The 22,736-nt window shown below is 48.2% G+C and carries 17 protein-coding genes; 5 read left to right on the forward strand and 12 right to left on the reverse strand.

The window, feature by feature from the left end:
• Positions 1–42 precede the first annotated feature (42 nt).
• Both ACLPHM_RS03040 and ACLPHM_RS03045 read right to left on the reverse strand, forming a co-directional pair.
• The gene (locus tag ACLPHM_RS03040) at positions 43–3,726 is read right to left on the reverse strand and encodes an AAA family ATPase (RefSeq protein WP_430219802.1); all 3,684 of its coding nucleotides are present in this window, start codon (positions 3,724–3,726) and stop codon (positions 43–45) included.
• 8 nt (positions 3,727–3,734) lie between these two features.
• Positions 3,735–4,979: an exonuclease SbcCD subunit D C-terminal domain-containing protein gene (locus ACLPHM_RS03045; RefSeq protein WP_430219803.1), complete on the reverse strand. Its 1,245-nt coding sequence runs from the start codon at positions 4,977–4,979 to the stop codon at positions 3,735–3,737.
• A gap of 139 nt (positions 4,980–5,118) precedes the next feature.
• Between ACLPHM_RS03045 and ACLPHM_RS03050 the strand changes: the two genes are divergently transcribed.
• A complete protein-coding gene (locus ACLPHM_RS03050; RefSeq protein WP_430219804.1) occupies positions 5,119–5,811 on the forward strand; it encodes an aspartate/glutamate racemase family protein in 693 nt (230 codons plus the stop codon).
• 71 nt (positions 5,812–5,882) lie between these two features.
• Positions 5,883–6,119 carry a putative signal transducing protein gene (locus ACLPHM_RS03055; protein ID WP_430219805.1) on the forward strand — a complete coding sequence of 79 codons (237 nt, stop codon included), beginning with the start codon at positions 5,883–5,885 and terminating at the stop codon, positions 6,117–6,119.
• 439 nt (positions 6,120–6,558) lie between these two features.
• Here ACLPHM_RS03055 and ACLPHM_RS03060 read toward each other — a convergent pair whose 3' ends face one another.
• From ACLPHM_RS03060 to ACLPHM_RS03075, 4 genes are all read right to left on the reverse strand, one after another.
• Positions 6,559–7,851 carry a cytochrome c gene (locus ACLPHM_RS03060; RefSeq protein WP_430219806.1) on the reverse strand — a complete coding sequence of 431 codons (1,293 nt, stop codon included), beginning with the start codon at positions 7,849–7,851 and terminating at the stop codon, positions 6,559–6,561.
• Between the two features lie 9 nt (positions 7,852–7,860).
• Complete coding sequence (locus tag ACLPHM_RS03065) at positions 7,861–8,406, reverse strand: (2Fe-2S)-binding protein (protein ID WP_430219807.1); 546 nt, start codon at positions 8,404–8,406, stop codon at positions 7,861–7,863.
• Positions 8,403–11,324, reverse strand: a complete 2,922-nt coding sequence (locus tag ACLPHM_RS03070) for a xanthine dehydrogenase family protein molybdopterin-binding subunit (RefSeq protein WP_430219808.1) — start codon at positions 11,322–11,324, stop codon at positions 8,403–8,405. Before ACLPHM_RS03070 ends, ACLPHM_RS03065 begins: the two co-directional genes overlap by 4 nt.
• A 76-nt stretch (positions 11,325–11,400) precedes the next feature.
• The gene (locus tag ACLPHM_RS03075; protein WP_430219809.1) at positions 11,401–12,483 is read right to left on the reverse strand and encodes a porin; all 1,083 of its coding nucleotides are present in this window, start codon (positions 12,481–12,483) and stop codon (positions 11,401–11,403) included.
• A gap of 504 nt (positions 12,484–12,987) precedes the next feature.
• Between ACLPHM_RS03075 and ACLPHM_RS03080 the strand changes: the two genes are divergently transcribed.
• Positions 12,988–14,046, forward strand: a complete 1,059-nt coding sequence (locus tag ACLPHM_RS03080) for a DUF1176 domain-containing protein (RefSeq protein ID WP_430219810.1) — start codon at positions 12,988–12,990, stop codon at positions 14,044–14,046.
• Positions 14,047–14,131: 85 nt separating this feature from the next.
• Here ACLPHM_RS03080 and ACLPHM_RS03085 read toward each other — a convergent pair whose 3' ends face one another.
• The 4 genes from ACLPHM_RS03085 to ACLPHM_RS03100 all read right to left on the reverse strand — a co-directional run bounded on the left by ACLPHM_RS03085 (position 14,132) and on the right by ACLPHM_RS03100 (position 18,384).
• Positions 14,132–15,085 (reverse strand): NAD(P)-dependent oxidoreductase, encoded by a 954-nt coding sequence (locus ACLPHM_RS03085; protein ID WP_430219811.1) that lies wholly within the window; start codon positions 15,083–15,085, stop codon positions 14,132–14,134.
• A 308-nt stretch (positions 15,086–15,393) separates the two neighbouring features.
• Positions 15,394–15,816: a hypothetical protein gene (locus ACLPHM_RS03090; RefSeq protein WP_430219812.1), complete on the reverse strand. Its 423-nt coding sequence runs from the start codon at positions 15,814–15,816 to the stop codon at positions 15,394–15,396.
• Between the two features lie 297 nt (positions 15,817–16,113).
• Positions 16,114–17,001: a YDG/SRA domain-containing protein gene (locus ACLPHM_RS03095; RefSeq protein ID WP_430219813.1), complete on the reverse strand. Its 888-nt coding sequence runs from the start codon at positions 16,999–17,001 to the stop codon at positions 16,114–16,116.
• 339 nt (positions 17,002–17,340) lie between these two features.
• The gene (locus tag ACLPHM_RS03100; protein WP_430219814.1) at positions 17,341–18,384 is read right to left on the reverse strand and encodes a hypothetical protein; all 1,044 of its coding nucleotides are present in this window, start codon (positions 18,382–18,384) and stop codon (positions 17,341–17,343) included.
• 367 nt (positions 18,385–18,751) lie between these two features.
• On the opposite strand from ACLPHM_RS03100, the gene ACLPHM_RS03105 reads away from it, so the two are divergent.
• A complete protein-coding gene (locus ACLPHM_RS03105) occupies positions 18,752–19,747 on the forward strand; it encodes a hypothetical protein (protein WP_430219815.1) in 996 nt (331 codons plus the stop codon).
• 757 nt (positions 19,748–20,504) lie between these two features.
• On the opposite strand, the gene ACLPHM_RS03110 is transcribed toward ACLPHM_RS03105, so the two are convergent.
• Together ACLPHM_RS03110 and ACLPHM_RS03115 are read right to left on the reverse strand one after the other, a co-directional pair.
• Positions 20,505–21,209, reverse strand: coding sequence for a DUF6602 domain-containing protein (locus ACLPHM_RS03110; protein WP_430219816.1), 705 nt, complete (start codon positions 21,207–21,209; stop codon positions 20,505–20,507).
• A 123-nt stretch (positions 21,210–21,332) separates the two neighbouring features.
• Positions 21,333–21,632 carry a helix-turn-helix domain-containing protein gene (locus tag ACLPHM_RS03115; RefSeq protein WP_430219817.1) on the reverse strand — a complete coding sequence of 100 codons (300 nt, stop codon included), beginning with the start codon at positions 21,630–21,632 and terminating at the stop codon, positions 21,333–21,335.
• 174 nt (positions 21,633–21,806) lie between these two features.
• Here ACLPHM_RS03115 and ACLPHM_RS03120 point away from each other — a divergent pair, with 174 nt between their 5' ends.
• Entirely contained in the window at positions 21,807–22,664 is an 858-nt protein-coding gene (locus ACLPHM_RS03120) for a factor H binding protein domain-containing protein (protein ID WP_430219818.1), read from the forward strand.
• Positions 22,665–22,736 lie beyond the last annotated feature (72 nt).

Genomic DNA, 22,736 nt, shown 5'->3' on the forward strand with positions numbered 1-22,736 from the left:
CCTAACTAGACCAAAGGAACTAGGGCGGCAGCTTTTTTACTTTTATCGGCTAACCGCTTGGCAGCCTGGGCCTACCAAACGACTGCGGCCACCTGACTGTGGAACGACCTGAATTTGCGTACTGATGCGTTCTTTCAGCACAGACACGTGGGAAATAATACCGATAAGTTTGCCGTGTTGTTGCAGCTCAGACAGGGTTTCTAAGGCAACATCAAGCGCCTCTTCGTCCAAGGTACCAAAGCCTTCGTCTAAGAATAGCGAATCTACGCGTATACGGTGGCTAGCCATATTCGACAGGCCCAGTGCTAAGGCCAAGCTCACAATAAAACTTTCACCACCCGACAGGTTTTTGGTGGAACGCACTTCACCTGCTTGGTCGTTATCAATCACATTGAGTTCTAAAGGCTGCTGTAGATCACGTATCAATACATAGCGGCTACTCATCTTTTGTAGCTGTTCGTTGGCATGCGCCACCATGATTTCAAACGTCAGGCCTTGAGCAAAGTTGCGGTACTTTTTACCGTCAGCAGAGCCGATTAGGTCGTGCAGCATAGACCAATGCTCGCAACGCTGTTGTTGTGCGCGTATGTGCTGCAACTGTGTGGCTTGTTGTTGCACGTTTTGATGGTGTATATCCAATCTGCTGCGTAGTGCGCCCAGTGTTTGCTGTAGCTGTTGTAAGTGCTCTTGGTGATGCTCTTGCTGTGTCTGTAGCGCAGCGGTGCTCTCATTACTGAGTGCGCGTTGGCTTTCGTGTTCTAGAAGTTGCTGTTTATCGTGCAGCAGGCTGTGCAGGGATGTAGTGTCGCGGTCTAGGGTGTGAGCCTCTTGTTCCAGTTCTAGCCGTTGTGCTTCGGGTAGCAGGGCTTCTAAAAAATGGGCCTCATCGCGTAGCCCTTGGCTCTGGCAGCGCTGTGCAAACTCATTGCTTTGCTGCTGAATTAACGGGGCTAACGCTTGGCTGCGTTCGTTCAGTTCGGTGATGCGTTGTTGTTGGTTTTTTTCGTTTTGCGTGGCTTGTTGCCACTGTTGCTGGCGTGTTTCTTGCTCGGCCTGTGCGGCTAATAACTGTTGGGCTAGTGTGTTTTCTACGTCGTCAGGCTGTTGCTCACCAAATAACGTATGACGTTGCTCTGCCAGTGTTTGTAATGCCGTATGTTGAGTGTCTAGATTAGCTTTCAACTGCTGTAGGCTCAGCGTTTGTGCGTCGATGTGTTTGGCATTTTCAGCGTGCTGTACTGCTATGCTATGCAGTGATTGGGTTAGCTCTTGCAGTTGTTTGGCACGAGTTAGACGTTGGTCACGGCGCTGTCGTAGGTGCTCATAGCACTGCATCAAATTTTCTGCATCAGTGTGCAACGTCGTGATGCCATAAGGCGCGAGTTCGCTGAGTAAATGGTGATGTAGATGCTGTTGCTCTGTAGCAAGTGCCGCTACCTGCGTAGTGGCTTCTTCTACGCGCGTTGTGGCGTGTTGCAGCTCTTGTAGCGCGAGGGCATGTGCATGGCTGTGGCTGCGATGTTCGTTTGCGGCCTGCTCGTGCTGACTTTGTAGTTCAAGGATATGCGTCTGCATTTGTTCTAGTGTAGTCAGCTTTTCGGTTAGCGCTGCCAGTTCTTGAGTATGGATATGCTGCAGGGCTTGAAAGCTTTCTATATTTAGTTCTGGTGTGTTTTCTAAGCCCAAGCTCTCTACCAGAGTTTTCAGTTGCTCTATACCTTCTTGTTGCAGGCTTATCGTGTCGCGTAATTGTTGTGAGGTATAACGAACCTTTTCCTGTAGCTCGGTGGTGCGTATACGTTGTTCTGTGTGTTGCTGGCGCAATTCGCGTACGCGCTGCTCGGTGTTATGGGTGGCAGCGCTTAGCGCATCATCCGTTTCTGGTTGTTGTTCAGCATAGGGGTGAGTTAGAGCACCACATAAGGGGCAGGGCTCACCATCCTGTAAATGAGCTCTAGCTGCCTCAAGTGACAGTACTTGTTGCTGTAATTGCTGCTGTTTCAGTTGCAGCGCGTGGTGTTGCTCTTGTTCGCCTAGCTGTTGCTCTAGCTGTGTCTGGCGCGTAATGGACTGCTCTAGTGCCTGTTGGTGTTGAGCACTTTCTTGCTGCAACTGCGTGACGCGTTGTTCTACGCTTTGCTGCTTGGTTAAGCCTTGCAGGATACTGAGGTAGCTATGTTGATGCGTTTTGCTGGTGGCTAAGCTTTGCTGCCAGTGGGATAACGTGTGTCCTGCTAAGTGATTTTGCAGTGTTTCTTGTTGGGATTGCAGTTGTTTGTCGGTATGTTCAGCCCGCGCTTGTGAGCGTACACAGGCCTCTTGGTGTGTGTGTACCGTAGATTGGCGATATTCACGCTGTGTTAGTGCCGTTTCATGGTGTTTCTGAGCTTCTAAGTGGGCTGTTTGTTTAGCGGCTAAGGTCTCAAATCGACTTTTAAGCCCAGCTAACTCACTTATCAACTGTTCGTCGTGTAGGGTTTTTTCTTGTTCACTATGCAGGTGCTCAAGCTTTTGTTGGTGTTCGGCTTTGGCAGTAGAGAGCGCGCTCTGGGTGACGAGCAATGCCAGATGTTGACGTTCTTGCTCAGCCAGAGCCGCGCGGTCACGTTGTAGGGTTTGCTGGCGTTCACGTAACTGTGTATCGACTTCGCGTACACGTCGTAGCACAGGTAGCGATTCTTGTTGCGCTGAATGTGCTTGGGTGTACTGCTGCTTTGCTGTTTGCAAGGCTTTGGCGGCATGTTCTACATGGGCATGCAAGGTAGGCAATTGCGCTTGGCGTTGGTGCAGGTCTTGCGTTAGGTGGTGGTGTTGTTCGCGTTGTGTCGCTAAGGCCGTATAAGCAGCATGCAACGAGAGGGCGCGTTGTGCCAAGTGCAGGCGCTGCAGCTGTGGGGCAAAAGCGGTACGACGTTGCTCTAACTGCTGTTTGCGCTCGTTTAGGGTAACGATCTCGGCCTGTAGGCTTTCTACACGTAGACGCCATTGTAGGTGTTGCTGAATCGTAGACAGTTGGCGTTGTGCGGCGCTGGTTTGTTCCTGAATGAGTGTCTGCTGTTGCTTAAGCGCAGTTTCCTCTTCTTCGCTTAAGAGTTGTAAGCCAGATAGATTGCTTTGTAATTGCTCTAGCTCTCGCTGTGCTTGGCTACGTGCCTCATGTACGCGCATCGAAATCTGACTGTAGATTTCGGTGCCTGTGATCTGTTCCAGAATGGGGGCGCGTTCATCGGCGGGGGCTTGCAAAAAGGCGGCAAACTGGCCTTGGGCTAACATCATCGAGCGCGTGAAACGCTCAAAATCCATACCGGATAGTTTTTCTACCTGTTCAGCGACATCACGCAGTTTAGACGCCAGAATGGCACCCGTTTGTGCATTGGCTATTTCATGCTTGGGGGGTTGCAACTCGCCATCTGCCTGACGGCGTGAGCGGTGTTGGCTCCAGTGGCATCTAAACACACCCTGAGTGCATTCAAAGGTGACTTCAGCAAAACACTCACCTGTTTGGCGTGACAGTATTTCATTACTGCTTTTGCTGAGCCTGCCTAGGCGGGGAGTTTGGCCATAGAGTGCTAAACAAATAGCATCAAGTAGGGTGGTTTTGCCTGCGCCGGTAGGCCCAGTAATGGCAAAAATACCGCTGTTTTCAAAGGCTGGGTCGGTGAGGTCTACACGCCATTCCCCCACCAGTGAGTTCAAGTTCTGGAAATGTATAGTAAGAATTCGCATGACTGGCCTTAAACGCTGCGGTTATCGCTGTCTTCCAGCGACTGCACAATATGCTGATAGTGCTCGCGCAGCACAGGGCGTTGTTCTTCGGGGATGTCATGCGCGCTTAAACAGCGCTCAAACACCTCAGTGACACTCATTTCTTCTAGGGTTTCAGTTTGGTGAGTACGTTGCAGCAGACGCTCAATGACACGCTGATTTTGAACGCGCAGCACATCAATAGTGGTGTTATGAATGCAGTCATCAATACGTTCACGCAAATTACCAATCAGGTCTTCGCCGTCATAAATAATTTCTACCCATACTGCGTCTGTTGCAGTTGAAAGCTGCTGTAGCGTGGACTGTATATGTGGCCAGTCACCCCGTATGGACACGAGTTTTTGAAAGACAGGAATGGGCAGTAAAGTTAGTTCTACTTGTTGATCTTGTAAGCGCACGAGGCACAACGATTTTTGTTGAGTAGCCTCGCCAAAGCCCATGGGTAAGGGCGAGCCGCTATAACGAATTCGAGGATCTTGTGCCACCATCTGCGGCACATGTAAGTGCCCCAGCGCCACATACGAAAACACCGGTGAGAAGGCCGAGGCCGGAACGCGGTTTAATGAGCCTACATACAGCTCGCGCACACCATCACCGTCTATGGTTTGCCCGCCCGTCGCAAACAGGTGTCCAGTCGCGATAATGGGGGGGTGTGAGGCATGCTGGGCTTGTATTTGCTCGGCCTGTGCCGCAATAGCATGGTAATGCGCATGAATGTTTTGTAATAGCTGCTGATTTTTCTCGTCCGGGCTTTCCCCAGCCTGTGTGGTACGTATGTCTTTGTCTCGCAAATACGGTACGGCGCACACAATTAGTTCGGCCTGCTGATGCTCATCAAACAACACCAGCACGTCATCCTCTATCGCGCTGCTTGGGCTACCTACAACATGAATGCGCAACGCTTTTAGCAGCGACTTAGGCGCTTCTAGAAAAGAGGGTGAGTCGTGGTTGCCCGCAATAATCACCACATGTCGGCAAGGGGATTGGGCTACCTGTTGCAGAAAGTGGTAGTACAGTTCTTGCGCTTTATTACTGGGAGTGGTGGTATCAAAAATGTCCCCGGCAATCAGCAATACATCTACATGGTGCTCATGCAATTGCGTTAATAACCAGTGTAAAAAATCCTCAAATTCTTGATAACGCCTCTTGCCATACAGTGAGCGCCCCAAATGCCAATCTGAGGTATGCAGGATGTTAAGAGGGGTAGCGGACATAAACGAAGTACCAGCAAGGTGAGGCAAGGAAAGTAGCTATGGTAACAAGCGACAGGAAAAAGTGAAGTCCTGCTAAAAGTACTTTATTATTTCAACTCTACGGCATGGCGCGTTGCGCAAGAATTTCAAAGGGAATGTGATGAAAACTATAGGGTTGATTGGTGGAATGAGCTGGGAATCAACCATTCCCTACTATAGACAGATTAACGAAACCATCAAGCAGCGTTTGGGTGGTTTGCACTCTGCAAAAATTGTGCTCTACAGCGTGGACTTTCAGGAAATTGAAGCCTTGCAGCATACAGGACAGTGGGAGCAAGCGGGTTTGTTATTAGCGGATGTCGCCAAACGGCTAGAGGCGGCAGGGGCTGAAGGGGTGGTGCTTTGTACAAACACGATGCATAAGGTGGCGACGGCGATTGAGAGCGCCACCCGTATTCCGTTACTGCATATCGCGGACCCCACGGCAGAAGCAATTCAGCACGCAGGTATTTCAACTGTTGGCTTGCTAGGAACCCGCTTCACCATGGAGCAAGATTTTTATCGCGCTAGGTTAGAAGATAAATATGGTTTGACTGTGCTGACACCGAATGCCGAAGACAGAGACACCGTACACCGTATTATTTATGATGAGTTGTGCTTAGGGCATATCAACGATGGCTCACGAAACGCCTATAGTGAGGTCATCAATAGACTAGTTGAAAATGGGGCTGAAGCAGTGATTCTTGGATGCACGGAGATATCGTTATTGATTGAACCGCAACACGTGGACATTCCTTTGTTTGATACGACGCGACTACACGCAGAGCATGCAGCGGAGTGGATGCTGCGTTAGGAATAGGGCACTACTTAAACGTTGGTTTGGTATAGTCGTAGCCTAAGGCGTGCCTATTCTCAGGAGGTGTTATGTTAGTGACGATTAGCAGATACAGCTTTCCCCACGAAGCGTATGTGGCACGTGCGCTGTTGGAGTCTGAGGGGATTCCGGTTTTCTTGGCCGATGAACACACCATCACCATGCAATGGCTGTACTCCAACGCGTTAGGAGGCGTGCGTTTGCAAGTGCCTGAGACTTTTGCTGCTAGAGCGGTAGAGCTACTGGCTGAGTGCACCGATAATGCAGCGCAAGATGAAGAGCTTTAATGTCGTGATAGCACCGAGGCTTGGCCCAGTACTGCCAATTAACGGTGTTCAGAATAGGGAATGGGCCACGTTTTAGCTATATGCTAATTTTCAAACCAGTTATATAGCCATCAACTTTAAATGGTTTGGTTGTAGGTGCTCTTTACCTAGAATGCATTCAACGATGTTTGTTTTCTGGCTGTGAAGTACGTCATCTATTGACTGATATCGTAGTCATTGCGCGTGACGCGTAGCGGTCTGGTTGCCGTAGAAAACAACGCCAAGTAATCACAAGCGTGGTGTGTTGAATGCGACTATTTCTACAAAGCAAAGCGGTGTGGCGCCGTAAGTTGATTGCCTTTCTTAAATGGGCAAAAAGCGTGAACCTACCGCATTATTAAAAAGAAAGGCCACCCAAACTGGGCGGCCTTATCTCTAGTCTTGCTCGTTGCTGAGGACGTTAACGAACTGAACCGGCAATACTGTTCACTTGGCTGGGCGTGACAGCGGTAGCTTGACCTCCCCATTGTGCACGCATCCACGTAGACAAATCAGCGATTTCTTCATCGCTAAGTTCATGCGCAAAGGGTGGCATGGCATACATACGCTGATTTCCCGTAAAGGTCTGGGTAGGAATACCGTTTAGCACCACACGTACCAAGTTCTGAGCACTGTCCATCGCCAATGTGGCATTGCCGTACATGGCAGGCGCTACATTAGGGATACCTTCCCCTTTACTGCCGTGACAACCCGCACAAGCGGCTAAGTACGTACGTCTGCCGATAGCCATGTTGCTGTCAGCAGCGGGGTTCTTTGCTTCAGGTAAGGGCGTTGGCGCCGACGCTGCAGGAGGAATTGAACCGTTAGCATCCGTGAGCAAGTAGGTAGCAACCGCTTCTACGTCGTCTACTTTCATCGCGCTAGTAGAGAAGTGCGTGACGGTATGCATGTCCGCAAATGACGTGCCTTGTGGTGCAATGCCAGTGCTGAGGTATTGGGTTAACGTGGCTACATCAAAACCATGCTTGGCTAAAGAGTTTGCCGTGATGTTAGGAATAGCCCACCCATTGATCTCACCACCTTGGAAGTCACGAGAGAAATCCACGCCCATCATAAAGTTCTGTGGTGTGTGGCAGCTTGCACAATGGCCTACACCCTGCACCAAGTACGCACCACGCAACCATTGTGCTGAACGCTCTGGGTTCTCGGGAGCGACGCGATTAGGGAAATTCAGCAGATTCCAGAAGTTCATGAACGGCCGCACAGGTAACGAGAATGCACCGCTATTGCTCTTATTGGCTACCGCAATAGGAGGAATGCTCATTAGGTAGGCATACAGCGCATCTATATCTTCAGGTGTGGTGATGTGCGTGAAGATGTACGGCATGGCCGGGTACAAGTTACCTTTAGGGGCCACGCCATCTTTCAACGCACGGTGGAAATCCGCACGCGTGTACTTGCCTATCCCGTAGGTGGGGTCAGGCGTGATGTTGGTGGAGTAGAGCGTGCCAAAGGGCGTGCCAATGGCCACACCGCCTGCGGCCTTAGGGCCTTGGGGTTGAGAGTGACAGCCAAAACAGTCGCCCGCCATGGCTAATTCACGCCCACGGGGGATTAATTGCTGCATCTCGTCGGCGCTTAACGGCTTATCGACACCGGGGGCAACGCTGGTACTGCGAAACGCACCTAGCAAGATGGCAATACAGACCGCCACAGCCACCAGAATCACGGTAATGATTACTTTACGTAGCATGTCGCCTCCTTAGTCGATCACACAGCCGGGCGTTGCCAGAGCAACTTCCTTCACGGCTTCGTAATAACGTACATAGCCCGTGCAACGACAGATGTGGTCGTTTAAGGCTTCTTCGATAGCACTTTCTAGATTGGCACGTTGTACAGGTTGGCGTTTTAGACCATCCAGAAATACTGTGGCACCGGCCACAAAACCGGGCGTACAGTAGCCGCACTGGAACGAGAAGTGGTCGATAAAGGCTTGCTGTACCGGTGTTAAGGCTTCTACCTTGCCCAGCTTGTCGTACTTGGCTTGGCCTTCAATAGTCGTGATGGACTTGTTGTTGAAGTAGTGGGCGCTAAACACACAGGTACGGCTTTCAGTGGTAGAACCATCAGGGTGATTTTCTACGATGGTACAGGCATGGCAAATGCCTTGGCCGCAACCAAAACGAGTGCCAGTGAGGTTGAGGTGCTCATGCAGAAAGTCGATCATGGGCATGTCGACAGGAACGTCTACAGGACCAATGGTTTTGCCGTTGATCGTGAGCGTCAGGGGTTGTTTTTCTAAGCTCATGCCAGCGCCGCCTTGATTTTTTTAGGGGTAATAGGAAATTCGTAAAAGCGTTTGTCTACCGCATGGGTAATGGCATTACTGATGGCAGCGACCACGGGGATCATGCCTAATTCAGCCATACCTTTAGGCGGTGACGTTTCGGATAACGGAGGCAAGTAGTCTGCTGTTTGCGTCCACACGGCCACATCTTTAGCGCGCGGAAGTGTGTAGCGGTTGAAGTTCCAGGTACCGTTACCAGGGCCATCCTCATAAAGCGGTAGTTCTTCCATCAGGGCATGACCTATACCCATGGCAGCACCACCTTGCAGTTGACCTGAAACCAGTTCTGGAACAATCATCGTGCCGGGGTCCATCAGCGAGTGGTGATTCATGACTTCAACCTGTCCGGTGAAGGTATTCACATTCAGCTCTACGATGTAAGCGGCAGGTGTGTAGGTGGTTGGGCCAGCGCTACTGCGTTGGGTAGGAGGGTAGGTGGCACTGTTACGCTTAATGAAGTCGTAGCCAGCCGTTGTCATCCGCTGTTTCAATGCATCCGGGGCACCGTCACCATAACGAATTGCCAACGCATCTATAGGCAGGGTGCGTACACCGATGCCAGGAATGTCGAACTCTGCGCTTGCCCATTCCCAACGGCTGAAGGTATGCAGAGCTACGCCCGTGATCAACCCCATTTCGTGCGCTTTTTTAGCAAGCTGCTCGAAAGCAATAGGTTTCATCCCTGCACCGCCCAAGCCATCTGGCCCAATGCGTAAGTCAGAAAACTGCACATTGAAGCTGGAAATAGGGCCGCCGCCTGCACCTTGACTCCAGATGGCACGTGCCGCAGGCCAGAGGGTGAACTCCAGTAAAAAGCGTGCAGCTTGTCGAGTCGCAAAACCAATGTAGTAGACACTGGATGACGAGCTCATGTCAGGAATGATAGACGGTACCCAGTAAGGATCCTTCTTGGAGTATTCGTCTTGCAGTTTCTGGTCTGCCCATGCGCTGGTCAAGGGGAGTTCTGGGAACTCAGTGACACCAAAGTCCACGTGGTCGGGTGCTTTACCCAAAGCCTGCCACACCATAACTTGCTGTGCCGTGGTTGCGCCTGTACCAATTTCTTGGGCGCAATGACGCATGCTTAATTTGCCATCGCTGTCGAACTCTAGCACTAAAAGGCTAGGGTCTCCGCTAGAGCCATACACTTGCTGAACTTGAGCAAAGCCTACGCCATAACGTTTGCCGGGGTTGGCTGCATCGTAGTCGGCTTTGGCCTTGTCTCTATTGGCCCATAACGGGTGTTTAGCGGCTAGATCCAGCATTTCTTCAATGCGAGGGTCACCGGCTTGTACACCACCTTGCGTATTTTGTGCGCCTTCACGTAGGGCGTTACGACGTCGTAGCTCGATGGGATCTATGCCCAACTCGTTGGCAAGCTCATCAACCATAACCTCGGTGATAGACATGGACTGAAGCGAGCCAAAGCCTCGCATGGAACCAGCTTCTACTGCCTGTGTCGCCATGGCTACCGTTGCCAAGTCGGACTTAGGGAAATAGTAAACAGATTGTGCGCCACGAGCCGCCACGTGCGACACAGCAACTGACAAGTTTTCTCTACCACCGCCGTTGCAGTTATAAAAGCCTTTTAGAATCTCAAACTGCCCCGTTTTGCGATCCGCCGTAATGGTGACATCCATGGCAATAGAATGGCGTTTCATGCCTAACTGGAATTGCTCGTAGCGGTCATTGGCCACCCGAACCGGGACACCGCCGCTGTATAAACAGGCGGCAATGGCGTAGTAGGGGAATACCGAGTAATCCTTGGAGCCATAACCTACAGTAGAACCAGTCAGCAAAATGATGCGCTCTACTGGAGCTTGTGTATTGTCTTTCACCATGGCTGCCGCTGCGCTGGCCACACCCGCGGGTGACTGTGTAGCCGTCATAATATGCAGGCTACGGGTCTCGGCGTCGTACCAAGCCGTACAGTTATCAGGCTCCATCGCACAGGGGTCTATAGACTGTGAAAAGCCATGACGCTCTAGCACGATTTTGTCAGGGTTATGACGTGCTTGTTCTATATCCTCGGCAATGATCATGGCCGCATCCATTGCTTGCTCGGGCACCGTAGGATCTAGGCTGGACGCATGCAAGGAGTCTTCAAAGCCACTGCCACGTTTGCGTTTAATGACTTCGGGAATGAACAGCTCATTATCCGGCTTGAATGGCGGCCAGACTACCTCATTGCCATGGAAACCGCCCTTCAGGGAGCCATTCTGGAATGGGGCAAATTTTGGTGGATCATAGGGGGTTTCACCGCCTATACGCACAAAGCGGCCAGCACCGTAATTAGCGGGTGGTTTAGGGCCGGTAAATTCACCGTACTTAACAACGTTAGTATCAAAACGCAGCTTACGCTTGGCGGCTTGGAAACGGTCATAGTCTTTATAGAATAGGATCGCAACCGGGTGCCCTAGTAGCGGAGCTGTTTCGCCTTGAGGCAGCAAGATATGCTCGCCGTAAAAGCGTTTACCCATACTTTTAGGGGCTTCTAGGCCGTGCTCAGCCAAGTCTTTTTGTAGCAACAGCTTGTCTGGCTGCAAGTCATCACCCAGTATGGAGATGTCTACGCCCTCAAAGCGATGCTCGGCATCACTGGCTTTAAGCATGAAGGCATAACCTTGCTGTTGGGGCCAGCCGGGAAGATCGCTAGAGCGGAAGTCAAACGAAAAGTTCTTTTGACCGGTAACTTTACGTATGGCGTCCCAGCGAAATTTGGCTTTACCGTCGCGACCAATCCAGTCGGTTGAACTAGCGCCGGAGTTAACCTCTAGCGCATGTGCCGTCGGTAAACGGCCAAGCAGTAGGGTGATGCCGCCTACCGTGCCTAGTTTGATGAAATCCCTACGGGAAAATCCAGTTTGATGTGTACTCATTACAGCCAACTCCTGAACGTGAGGTGGGGGCTAATCGGTATGTGTGTCAGACCCGAAAGTCATGAAGCAATGACGGTCAGAAACTGTGATCCAACCCAACGATGGCTTGCTGGCCTCTAACGTTTTGGAAGGCAAAGCCTGTGGCATAGCCCGCTAGCGCATAAAGTGTCGTGCGCTTGGACAGGTTGTAGGAATAGCCTGCGCTATAAATATTTTGCTGTCGCTTGTCTAGGTTGTGCGTGTTGTTAAACGCGTTGCTGGCACGCGAAACACTCCAACCCACCATGGCGCTAGAAACAGGAGTAATAGGCACAGTGGCGTTGATGGTGAAGCTGGTGGTTTTGAAGTCTTTGGTGTAGCCAGAATTCCAATAGGTGAACGCGGACGAGGGGGCATACGAGCCAAAACCAGATTGTCGGCCATTAATATCCTGACCCACTGCGATGCCAAGCTGTAGCGCACTGAAATCGTAACCACCGATCAGTACCCATGAATGTACTTTTTTAGCCCAGTCTTTGGATTGCAAGCGGTCGTAACCTAAGGACAGACTTAATGGGCCATTGGAATAGGCGATAGCGGACGTAATGAGTTTTGTGTTGTCGCTGCTGTTCCAGCTTTGCTGGCCTTTAGTATTAAAGGAATAACCAATAGAGAAATCTAAACCGTTGAACGTTGGCGATTTATAAACAACGGTGTTGTCCGCTTTATTAGAACCGGCAGCACTAAAAGTATTGGTAATATCGGACAAGTTTTCTTCATCGTCTGGGCCGGCGATGTAGCTGGCGTAGTCTTGAATAGCATTGCCTACACGGCCGAAATTTATGCTACCCCAGTCATCGCTGCTTAGGCCCAGTGTGGTGGTTTTAAATAAGCGGTCACTAGAAGATTTACCTGTTAATACGTTAAAGCCGCTTTCCAATTTAAAGATGGCACGTAAGCCATCGCCTAGGTCTTCACTGCCTTTCAGGCCCCAGGCACTACTAGACCATACGCCGTTAAACAGGCCGGTCTGCGAGGCTTTGACACCGCTATCGCGGTTTTTGAAGGATTGAAACCCAATACCAGTATCTATGGTGCCGTATAGGGTTACGGAGGTTTCTGCGTGTGCAATAGAAGAACTACCTATGACCAAGGTCATGGCAAATAAGGATTTCTTCATGAGGCTGTCCCCTTGTGCTTGTGCTGAGTTTTATTTGTGGTTGTTTACTAAGTGCCGCGATATAAACATAGGTGCTCTGTAATCTATGTAAGCAGGGTCCTTAGTGACTAATAGTGCTATTGGTTTTATCGCTATGCTTCATTTGCTGGCGTATACAGTGACTTGTGCTGTCCTTAATCTTCTGGTGCATACGACAATAAGATGCTCATGAAAATCGCGAATAAGACATAAAAATTTTGTTTTACGTAATTCAGGCGTTATGGCAAAAATAAACATCTTTTGGGAAAAATGAGGAATTATATGAGTCTGCCATTAGTGAAATACTTTAGGATTTATTTTTACATATTTTAAGTATTGTGTTGATATTTGGCGACGAGTAATACAGACAGTGAGCGGGTGTGCTTCCAAAGAGTTCAACGATGCCACTAGGCAGCACTAATTTGCGAATCTGGATAAAATGTTGCGGCATAGTTTGAGTTATGAGTAACCGTAGGAGCAAGGGAAATGAACTCACGGAAACAACGTCACAAGGCGTTTAATGTCATCCCAGCAGCTTTGATGATGTTGGCGACTTATTGTGGCAGTGCGACAGCGGCTAGTGTCGCTGGGGGCTTTTCCCACAAAGACTGGGATCTCACTTGTGACAACACGTTGACCTGTAGAGCAGTAGGTTATGGTGCGATCGCTGAAGAAGAAGGGGCATCCGTATTACTCACTCGTAAGGCGGGTAGAAATGAACCTGTGATAAATAGGGTCATGCTGGCTCATTACGGTGATGATGAATGGCAAGAGGGTTCAGCACCTGAACTCATCATTGCTGGCCGTACAGCAGGGGCGTTAAGCTTTGCCGGAGACGAATCTTGGCAGATGAGTGAGGCCCAGCTAGCTCAGTTCCTTACCGCGTTAAAACAAGATAAGTCCATTTCTTTTAGAAAAAATGACGACGACTATTCGTTGTCGGGTGCAGGATCTAGCGCTGTGCTACTCAAGATGGACGATGTACAAGGGAGAGTAAATACCCCCGGAGCCATTCTTCGCAAAGGTAAGAATAGCGAGTCCTCTGTTAAAGCGCCCATAGCGATTCCTGTGATTCTCAAAGCACCGGTAATAGATAAATATCTACGCCGCATGACCGCACAGGAAGAGGCCGTTTTCAGACCAGTAATTTTGCAGGCACTTGGTGCCGATGCAGATACGTTTTGTAGTGAAGAGAGATTGGCAGAGCCTTTGGAAATAGCGAGGTTGAATGAGCAGCGTTCTTTAGTGAGTGCTCCATGTTGGCTCGCTGCTTACAACAGTGGGGATGCCTATTTTGAAATCAATAATGATATGCAGTCAGCCCCAGTCTTAGTAAGCGATAGTGCAAACGGTTACGACAACGGTGTCATCTCATCCGGTATGAGAGGACGTGGGGTGGGCGACTGCTGGAGTTATGATGCATGGGTGTGGAATGGGACAGAGTTTGTGCAGAGCCAGAGGGGTGACACAGGTCGCTGCATGATGATGCGTGTTGGAGGGGCTTGGGATCTCCCCTTGCTTGTTACTGAGGTGGTAGAGCAGTAACTTGAAAAAGCACAGGCCATCTACGATGGCCTGTATTCATCTGGGTGCCGTATGTCACGCTAGCACCACTTGGTTTTGGCGTTCTTTAAAGAACGATATTTTCTTGCTCGCCTAGTTCCCACTTACAAATATTATTAACCGTAATTTGGGCTCTTCTTGTCATAGCCTCTTCGGTTGCAAAGCCAATGTGGGGTACAAGAACCGTATTTGGGGCAGAGAGAATAGGGTAGTCGGCGGGAACAGGAGGTTCCATATCTACTCTATCTAAACCAGCTCCTGCAATGGTGCCGTTGTGCAGCGCTTCAGCCAATGCGGCATTATCAACAATAGGGCCTACAGCGGTGTTGATTAAAAAAGCGCTGCTCTTCATCAAGGCCAGCTTGCTTTTATCAATTAAGCCTTTGGTATCAGCAGTTAACGGCATGTGGATGGTAACAATATCGCTAGCCTGCAGAACCTCATCTAAGGATTGATACGCTACGCCTTTGCTGATCAGTGCTGGTTTTTCACTTCGGTTGTACGCAATGACTTTACAGCCAAAAGCTAAGGCTAACTCAGCTACGGCACTACCAATATCGCCAGTGCCTAGGATCCCTACTGTTTTGCCTTTTAAGTCGATTTGTCTGTAGCCCTGCTTTGTGCCGCCTTCTCTGAGTTTTTTCTCCAGAGGCACAACATTACGCAGTAGGGCGATGATTAAACCAAACGTTAGTTCGGCAACAGAGTTAGTGCTGTAACCGGCAGCATTAGAGACTTGAATGCCTTTTTCTTTACATTTATCTAGATCAATATGATCGTAGCCAGTAAAGGCGACAGAAATGTATTTTAATTTCTCTGCTGCATCAATGACATCAGCGCTAAGCGGCATATTAGCAAGCACTAGAATTTCTGCATCTTTCACTCTTGATTTCAGAGTTGCAATATCAGAATTTCCGTCTTTATAGACAGTTAAATCGTGACCGCTATCTTTTAAAGGCTGAGATATCGCACTAAATTCGCTGTCATTAATTCCTAGAGATTCTAAGATTACAATTTTCATTTTTCCTCCATGTTTATGACTGCATTCATTGGCCTCTTTAATTAGAGACACGAACCGTCAATAATTGGAGTGCCAAGATGAGCTAAGCTAAAGGTAGCTGCAAGCTGTAAGTTAGGATACTAGGGTAGGATTGTACACTACGGCTGAAAAGGCTCGGCTTGCAGGGTTGTGTACTAAAAGTACTTGCTGTGGGTATCGTCAGGACTGGAGTCTAGGGGTAAATATACTCTGGTCGATTGAGCTCAACAGGGTTTTTTAATGTTTAGCCTCATGCCGATCATAGGTTAAATTTTCCTATGAAAGACCGCTTAAATTATTTTTGCTGTTTGTATGTAGAGAAGAAATGCTGTCTCGATCAAATAAAAAAACAGAATACATACAAGGGATAAGCATGAAGCGTAGAGTGCGGTTTTTTTTCCAGAGTATTTGCCTTCCATACGTATGCTGAAAATTATTATGCCAACAATAAAAAAGCAAAAATAATAGGGTGGCACTACATTGATAGAGGTTGAGACTACGGATGAAACGGCTATTTGTGGTACAGCAAAAAATAGCTGAACAACAAACGCCAGCCCTGCGATTAGGTACACACTAAAGAATGGACGGCGTATCTTGATGCTAGAATAGTGCTTGCCCAGCCACGACAGGCCAAGGCCTGTAATAAAAGCAATAGCAATAAATGCGATAACAAAGATCACGCCAACTAAGAGGAATGCAGGGGCTGCTGTCATCAATACACCTCAAACATCATCTGCTCGACTGAGTGCTCAAAAAAACACCCACCAAAAATTATAGTGGTGGGTGTTCGTTGAGTTGATTGTTCTTTGGTCGATATTACTCAATATGCTGCGCCTGAATGACTGATGTGTTGGTTATGTTGTTATAAATCAAACGGTTATGTTTTAATTGGTGTGTGATTTATAACTGTACCCACCAATATACCCACCGTTTGGTTGTGTTGCTGCTTTTTGCCATCAGGCGCAGTTTTTGCAGTCGATAACTTCTCAGTATGCTTCTAGTGTGCTGCGTTAAGGCGCTTTGATACGATCTAGATAGTGATCTCGATGATATTTTAAATGCGTTATGGCTATCTCGTGCCCCTTTTTAACGAGGAGCTCCCCATCAATGCCAATCAGCTTTAAGTCATCCTGGATAGAGAAGGCACCAAGATCGAACATCACATGGTGATTTGGGCACAAGCACAGAATATTGTCCGAAGTGTCAGGGCCATTGTGTGGTGCTCCAAGCGGTCTAATATGCGCGGCTTCTGCATAAGGGCCCGATGCTGTCGTGATTCTAATATTGCAGACTTGGCATTGGTAGTCGTAGTGCTTCTTGAGCTCTTTTGAGCATTTTGTATCACGAACGATTCTTTGTGTTGTGATCGACTTGCGCTCTGGGTGTGGATTCCCCTCTGATGGAGATATGGTCGAGAAATTATTCTCTAGAAGCACAGAGCTATCTTCGATTTTCTCCAGACGATAACGCCATACCCTAAACCCACTTTTACCAATCTCGTGCCAGTGACTTTCGACGCGATACAAGCCGTCGTATCTGTAGCCCTGAGCCGGAGCAAACTTGTTTTTTGGATCTTTTCCCCGGATAACTCGAAGAGGCAGGCCTTCTTTTTGGCTAATTGCTAAAGCTAAGTTACCACGGGTTAACTCTTGGTCACGTACATGCTTGCCTGAGTCATTGCGTCCACCTTGACCTGTATAAATAATCACATTTCCCATGTCTTTATCGTCCTCGTAGCCACCGGAGATAACGATTGAGTCAGCCCCGGTCCTGCCGGAACCAGAGATTCCACCCATTGTTGAGCGATGAAGGCCAACCTCGTTCATTTCTTTGTAGAGATTAAAGGTGGTACCAATTGGAACACTTGAAATGTGGCCGAAAATCAATTTAGATGGCATGTTTTGTTTGTGGTGTTTATGAGTAGAACCTAAATATGTAACTTCAAAGACTTGGTTTGAGCTAACGAAAGAGAAACCGTTGGACTTTTTCTTAGCTGAATGTGATGCGGCTATTTTTGCTTGTGGTTGCTAATGAGCAAAGCAGGTCATAAGTTACCTCACGTCGTTTGTTTTGGAGAATGAGTTAGTGCCCTACTTGCAAACTGTCACAAATCGACCCATAGCAGCCATCTAGCGCACCGAATTAGAGGCTTGCAAGTTAGTTTGGGCCTGTTAGACAACCGAAAAATTCTTGCAAAAGTACCAACAGGTTAGCTTTTAGCCTTATCGCTCCGCGACTCACAGTGGCAAGATCGCCATTCCGTGACCCGGCAGCCACCATTCGGAGAACATCTCATCTAGCGCATCGCGCTCACGTTGATCATTAGTCCACGCCTTTGCGAGCTTGAACACTGTCTTCATTCTTGCAAGTTGCTCATCAAGAGAAGCCCTGGTTCGAGTCTGTAAGCTTAGGGCAACCTCACTGACGTGAGCATAAGTCTTTTGAGAGAGTTCATTGGGCGCCACACTAAAAGTGGTCGCTCCAGTGTGTGTCATGACTGGGGGAATCGCCCGGAAGATGAGCCGATGGAGGGCCTTGTCACCGGTAGCCAGCGCGGAATGGCTACCAATCGATAATCCCAGTTGGCGCAAAATTGGTAGTCCCAGCCATGTATTCAGATCCCCAGCGCGATTGCGTAGGTATGAGACGTTCATGTGGTCGCTCTCGTCTTTACCTGCTGGTTGGAAATCCAAGAAAGACGAGAGGTAAGAGTAGGCAGGTTTTGGGTCACTTACCAACTTGAATGCCTGCTCCTTCTTTAGCGAAACACCTAGTGCTGTCAGCGCAATCACCCCCGTGAAACGCGGAATGTCGGACTGTCCCATTTCTTTCAAGCGTGCCAGAGACTCATCGACTGGCATCTTTTGCGACAGCAGGCACTTCATTATTGCTACGAACGGAACTATCGAGCTGAACTGCCTGCGAAGCGCAATTTCGTTCTTAATCAATAACTCAACTTGATCGCTTGCGTATCCTGGGCGGAACTTGACGCCGTACTGCTCAAGATTTTTGATCCAGCCATTGATACGGTTTTCTGGCTCATTGCGAAAGCTGGGGTTAGAGAGCCACTGTTCTTGGATCGCCATCCAAGGATTTACCACACAATATCGACGCTGATCTTCAGATAGTTCGGACAGCCACTTAGACCTAGTAAGGGCATTGGTGTCCAAGAAGAGTTCAAGTTCTCCTCGGCTACGCTGAACATTTAGGAACGGCCAAATAACGGCAACTCCTGACTCGGTGCGTTGACAACGCTGGTCGTAGGGGATGGCTTTATTCATGTGTACTTGAAACTTGAAGATGGAGTATATGTCTTACTGATATTAGCCACACACGAATGACGACTCATGGCCGATAGCTGACATTATAAGGTCTATCCAGAAATAGGTCAGTCCACAAAAAAAGCCGCCTAGAAAGATGACTTTTATCTTATGTGGCAGGGGAGGTTAGTCCGGCTGATCAGCCTTTAGCTTGTTGTGTATGTCGGCTATCGACCCAAAGCTGCCGCTGGCGAACAACAGCAATTAGTCAAAAGCGGCTGATTGATCCGAAAAATAAATGCTTCCCCTTTTTTCGATGATCATTGCGACATAATGGGTTATGGATTGTTGGTTATGCTCGAGTACATTGTGGGAGCAAGGAGAAATTGTGAAAAATCTAACAAGGAATCAACATTTTATCTCTCAGGCCGAACAGCGCAGAAACTGCATAGACGAGAGCAGGCCAAAGGATATACAGCGAATTTACAAATTTGAAATTGCCGATCGAGAAAATGGCATTGTCCGCCTGATTAATCCTCAAGGTGTCAAGATCAAGAGGAATCTCTCTTTTGATGATCTATTTAGCTTTGATCTAACAAGCTTACCCCTAAGAAAAAACCTAGAGGGTTTCTTTCAGAAATTTGAAGCGGATCTGGCTCGAGCAGTAGACCGTCTTATTTCCGAGTCAAAGGTCGATTCTGGAGGCGATGTTTTGAAGGATGCCGCTGAACGAGTATTTAAAGCAAAGTTCATGGGGGGAATAAGAAACCCATATTCTATTGCTCGAACAATTGATATATTTAAGGGACTGGTGGGTTTTTATCCAACGGATCCTCTTCTGCAAGCCCATTTTTCCGACATTCGCGCGGGAAAAAAGCCTCACCTAGCTGATGTGTGCTCAGAGTTCGGGGTGACGAGTGATCAGTACTGTCAATGGCTGGAGATTCTTTTTCTGGCGTTAATGTGCCCTCCTGACGGCACAAAAAGTATTTTGGAATTGTCCGTTGAGAGGATGATTGAGTCAGAGGGCCACATGTGCCATGTGATAGTGGCAACCTTTGACGATGTTGCGGGCTGTCGAGTCTCTATACCTGATACAGGTTACCTTCAAGGAACTAAGGCTCCTAATCACAATATGTTTCTTTTTAATTTGAGCCGGAGTGCGTTTGCTTCATTCAATGTCTTGAACTTGTCAAAGCAGACCCTTGTAACGGTCCCATCGCGTATGAAAGAGCAAGTAAAGTCGTTCAATATTAAATTCTCGGCAAAGCATCATCACAACGATATGAGGCTACTTAAGAATTTTAACGTGCTTGCTGCGTATCAAGCCCATTCTCATGTTTTTTGTGCCGACCCCCAGGTTTTCGGAGTTACCACCACTTAATGAGTGCTATTGCTTTACGCTGAGAGTCACCCGCTCTGCCGCAATGGGCAAGGAAATGTCAGGTTGGGTTGAGCCGGTTAGAGGTTTATTCGGCCCAGTGCTGGGTAGCTACTCTTTACCTTTGCCGCTTGAGGGCAAGATCTCAACCAGACGGCCTCGGCAGCATAATGCTTGCTGACAGCTCCAAGAAAATGGGTCAGACTTATTGATTGGATTGACTGCCCCTTCTGGCCGATAGCAGACAATTATAAGGTTACCCGCAGAAATAAGGTAGCCCACAAAAAAAAGCCGCCTAGAGAGGAGGCTTTTCGAGTATTGAGTTAATTCCAATGGCTGATTCAATAGGAAAATTCATGAAGCCACATGTGGAGCCTCTTAGAAAGTATTGGAATAAAATTTTTCATCTTCGCGAAGATCTTGAGGATATAAGGTTGTTTTTTACGAGCGAGGTTGATTGAGTTCAATGGGTAAGAACGTTACATACAGAGATCGCTGGTTTTTTTCTCTCAATATCGTGTGCTGTGTGAACTCCATTATTGTTTAAATGGTCGTAAAATTGAGATAGCTTCATTTAGAAAACCAAAGTACTGAAGTTTACGTGCTGAATGAGGGGGTAATGAAGAGGATAGTCAGTCTCAAATCTTGCCGCAGGCAATCTGCCTTTGTTGTGGTGGAGGTGCTGGCTCAATGCCGACCAGTTGTGCTCCGTGTGGTTAGCTCCAGCTTAGCAGGCCCGTAGCATCAACCCAAAATTTGGCTATTCAATATACGCGTCCCACTTGATGGATCTCGTCACCATTCGCCCAGTTACTTTCGATAGTAATGCAAGAAAACGAGCTAGGCCTATGGCTGGGTCCTTATAGCAAAGATATTCTTCAGTTCCGTTTTTCAAAAAAAGAAAACCTTCATTTTTTATTAAAATTCCTTTGGTCAAATCTAAGTAAACATCTGGCTTGCTCACGTCGGGCAAAGAGTTAAGCTTTTCATTAATGACGCTCAACTCCGAGCCTTCGTAGGTCAGCACGACGTGAAGAACTCTGCTATATGGCCAGTCTAGATCACCCAGTTGTGCACCAGCAAGGTTCGACGGTACTAAGCTCTTTACACTTTCAATATTGTTTGCAATATCGTTTAGTACAGATGGTGTAATTTGGGTTTTGATCTCAAAAGTCGCGACGGCTCCCTCTTGAAAAATTAAATCGTGGCCGCTTGCGAAGGTCAGTCTTGGCATTGATTTCAGCATTAATACTATGTCTTGCTGTTTTGATCGTTGCCCAGTTGAATCAATGATTACACCACTGACTACGCTAGTCATTTCAGGAAGGTGACTAGTCAGAAAATTACGAATCAGGTGTTCCCTCGCTGTGCCAGCTGTTGCAGCGTGTCCCAGAACCTCTGTCATCTTGTATTGTGCGTTGAGAGCTTCAACAGCTCCTCGACAATATTTCACTAACGGTTTCATAGTTCGTTTTTCTGCCTTGAGGTTCTTTTTAAAGTTGGCATAGATGACAAGAGTTAGTCGCAGGGGGAAGCTTTATTGCCATTAGTGAGATTGCCACTAACTTATAAACTAGGTTATGGTTTTTTAAGATGTCGTATCTTGTTGTTTTCTTTGAACGACTGGCTTAGAAACCACCACATCAAGCACCATCATTAGTTCAGACGGCAAAACACCTAAAGCCTTACTGATGGCGATGATGTTCATCAGCGAGATATTCTTCTCGCCTCTTTCAACTGTCCCTAAATAGCCCGGATGCAGCTCTGCTGCAGCGGCGAGCTCTTCTTGTGTCATGCCTGCGGCAATGCGGTAGGCCTTAACTGCCTGGCCAAAAGAGGCGAGTGATCTGTCAGTGTGTTTAGGGCGCATGATTTCTTGTGTATGCAAAATCCCATCCCACCAAAACCACATCCATAGGTAAAGAACTTATAAGTTAGGTTATTATTGTTTTTGGGAATCGAATAACTAAGCTAAACCAAAGGGAAGCCAACGTTTTCGATGGCAGTGAAGAGAGAGCTTCACTGCTCTAAAAGCGATAAAACTACTTTATAGAGGTGGTAAGTGGGTTACTCAATTAACAAGATTGCGATTTATACAGGTCTGGCGCTATTGGCAGGGTGTAGTAGCAGCGGTGGGGGGGGTAAGGGGTCTGAGCCCATACCGCCCGTGACAGACTCTTCACTGAGCAGTGTTCCTGCTGAATACCGTGATGCTGTTAGAAAGGCCAAGACCTTTGATCCGTTGGCTATTCTTAGAGAGGATCTGGCTGATGAGGGGGCAACGGTAAAGAGCGTTACCCTGAACGGACAAACATTGAGCGGGACAGGCTATAACTTTTCAGAGCTCAAGAATGGTCTTCAAGATTTGTCTTTCACGCTTGAGGTGGAAGACAGTCAGCAGGCTAAGCATCAAGTGGAAGGTAAGGCCTTTCTCTATCAGCAGCCGTATTCGCTTGCTATGGGAAGTTTGATCAGCAAAATGCAAGGCGCACAGGCATCTGATCTCAATGTGTTTTACGTAGACAGCATTAAAGGTTTGCAGACAACAAGTGCCGCCATAGCAGGGCTAGATGGGCAGTTTACCTATCAAGGGGTTGCTTTTAGTGGTAGTGACGAGGGCAAGCTAAGCTATGTTGTAGACTTCGGTTCACGTGAGGGCTCGGGGCAGATTAGCGGCTTAACTGAAACAGGCAACATTGATCTCTTGAAAGCGAGCATTGCTAACCTCAATCAGGAAATGATCCAGGGGATGGGGATTGTTGGTAAGGCGACGTTTGAAAAAGATCCTACAGCGGACATTAGTTATGAGTTAGGTTTTTTTGGTCCAAATGCTGAAGAGATAGCAGGGCGTGTGAACTACGTACGAGATGGCGATAACGTTCACAACATCAGTGAAGTAGGTTTTGGCGGTAAACGCTAGTTTCATAGACCTTGTTACTGCCTAGTCTCACACACTAGGCAGTATTTTTTTGATCGTTACTTGCGCTTTCTC

This window comes from Paenalcaligenes sp. Me131, from assembly GCF_050487225.1.
Taxonomy (GTDB): Bacteria; Pseudomonadota; Gammaproteobacteria; order Burkholderiales; family Burkholderiaceae_B; genus Paenalcaligenes.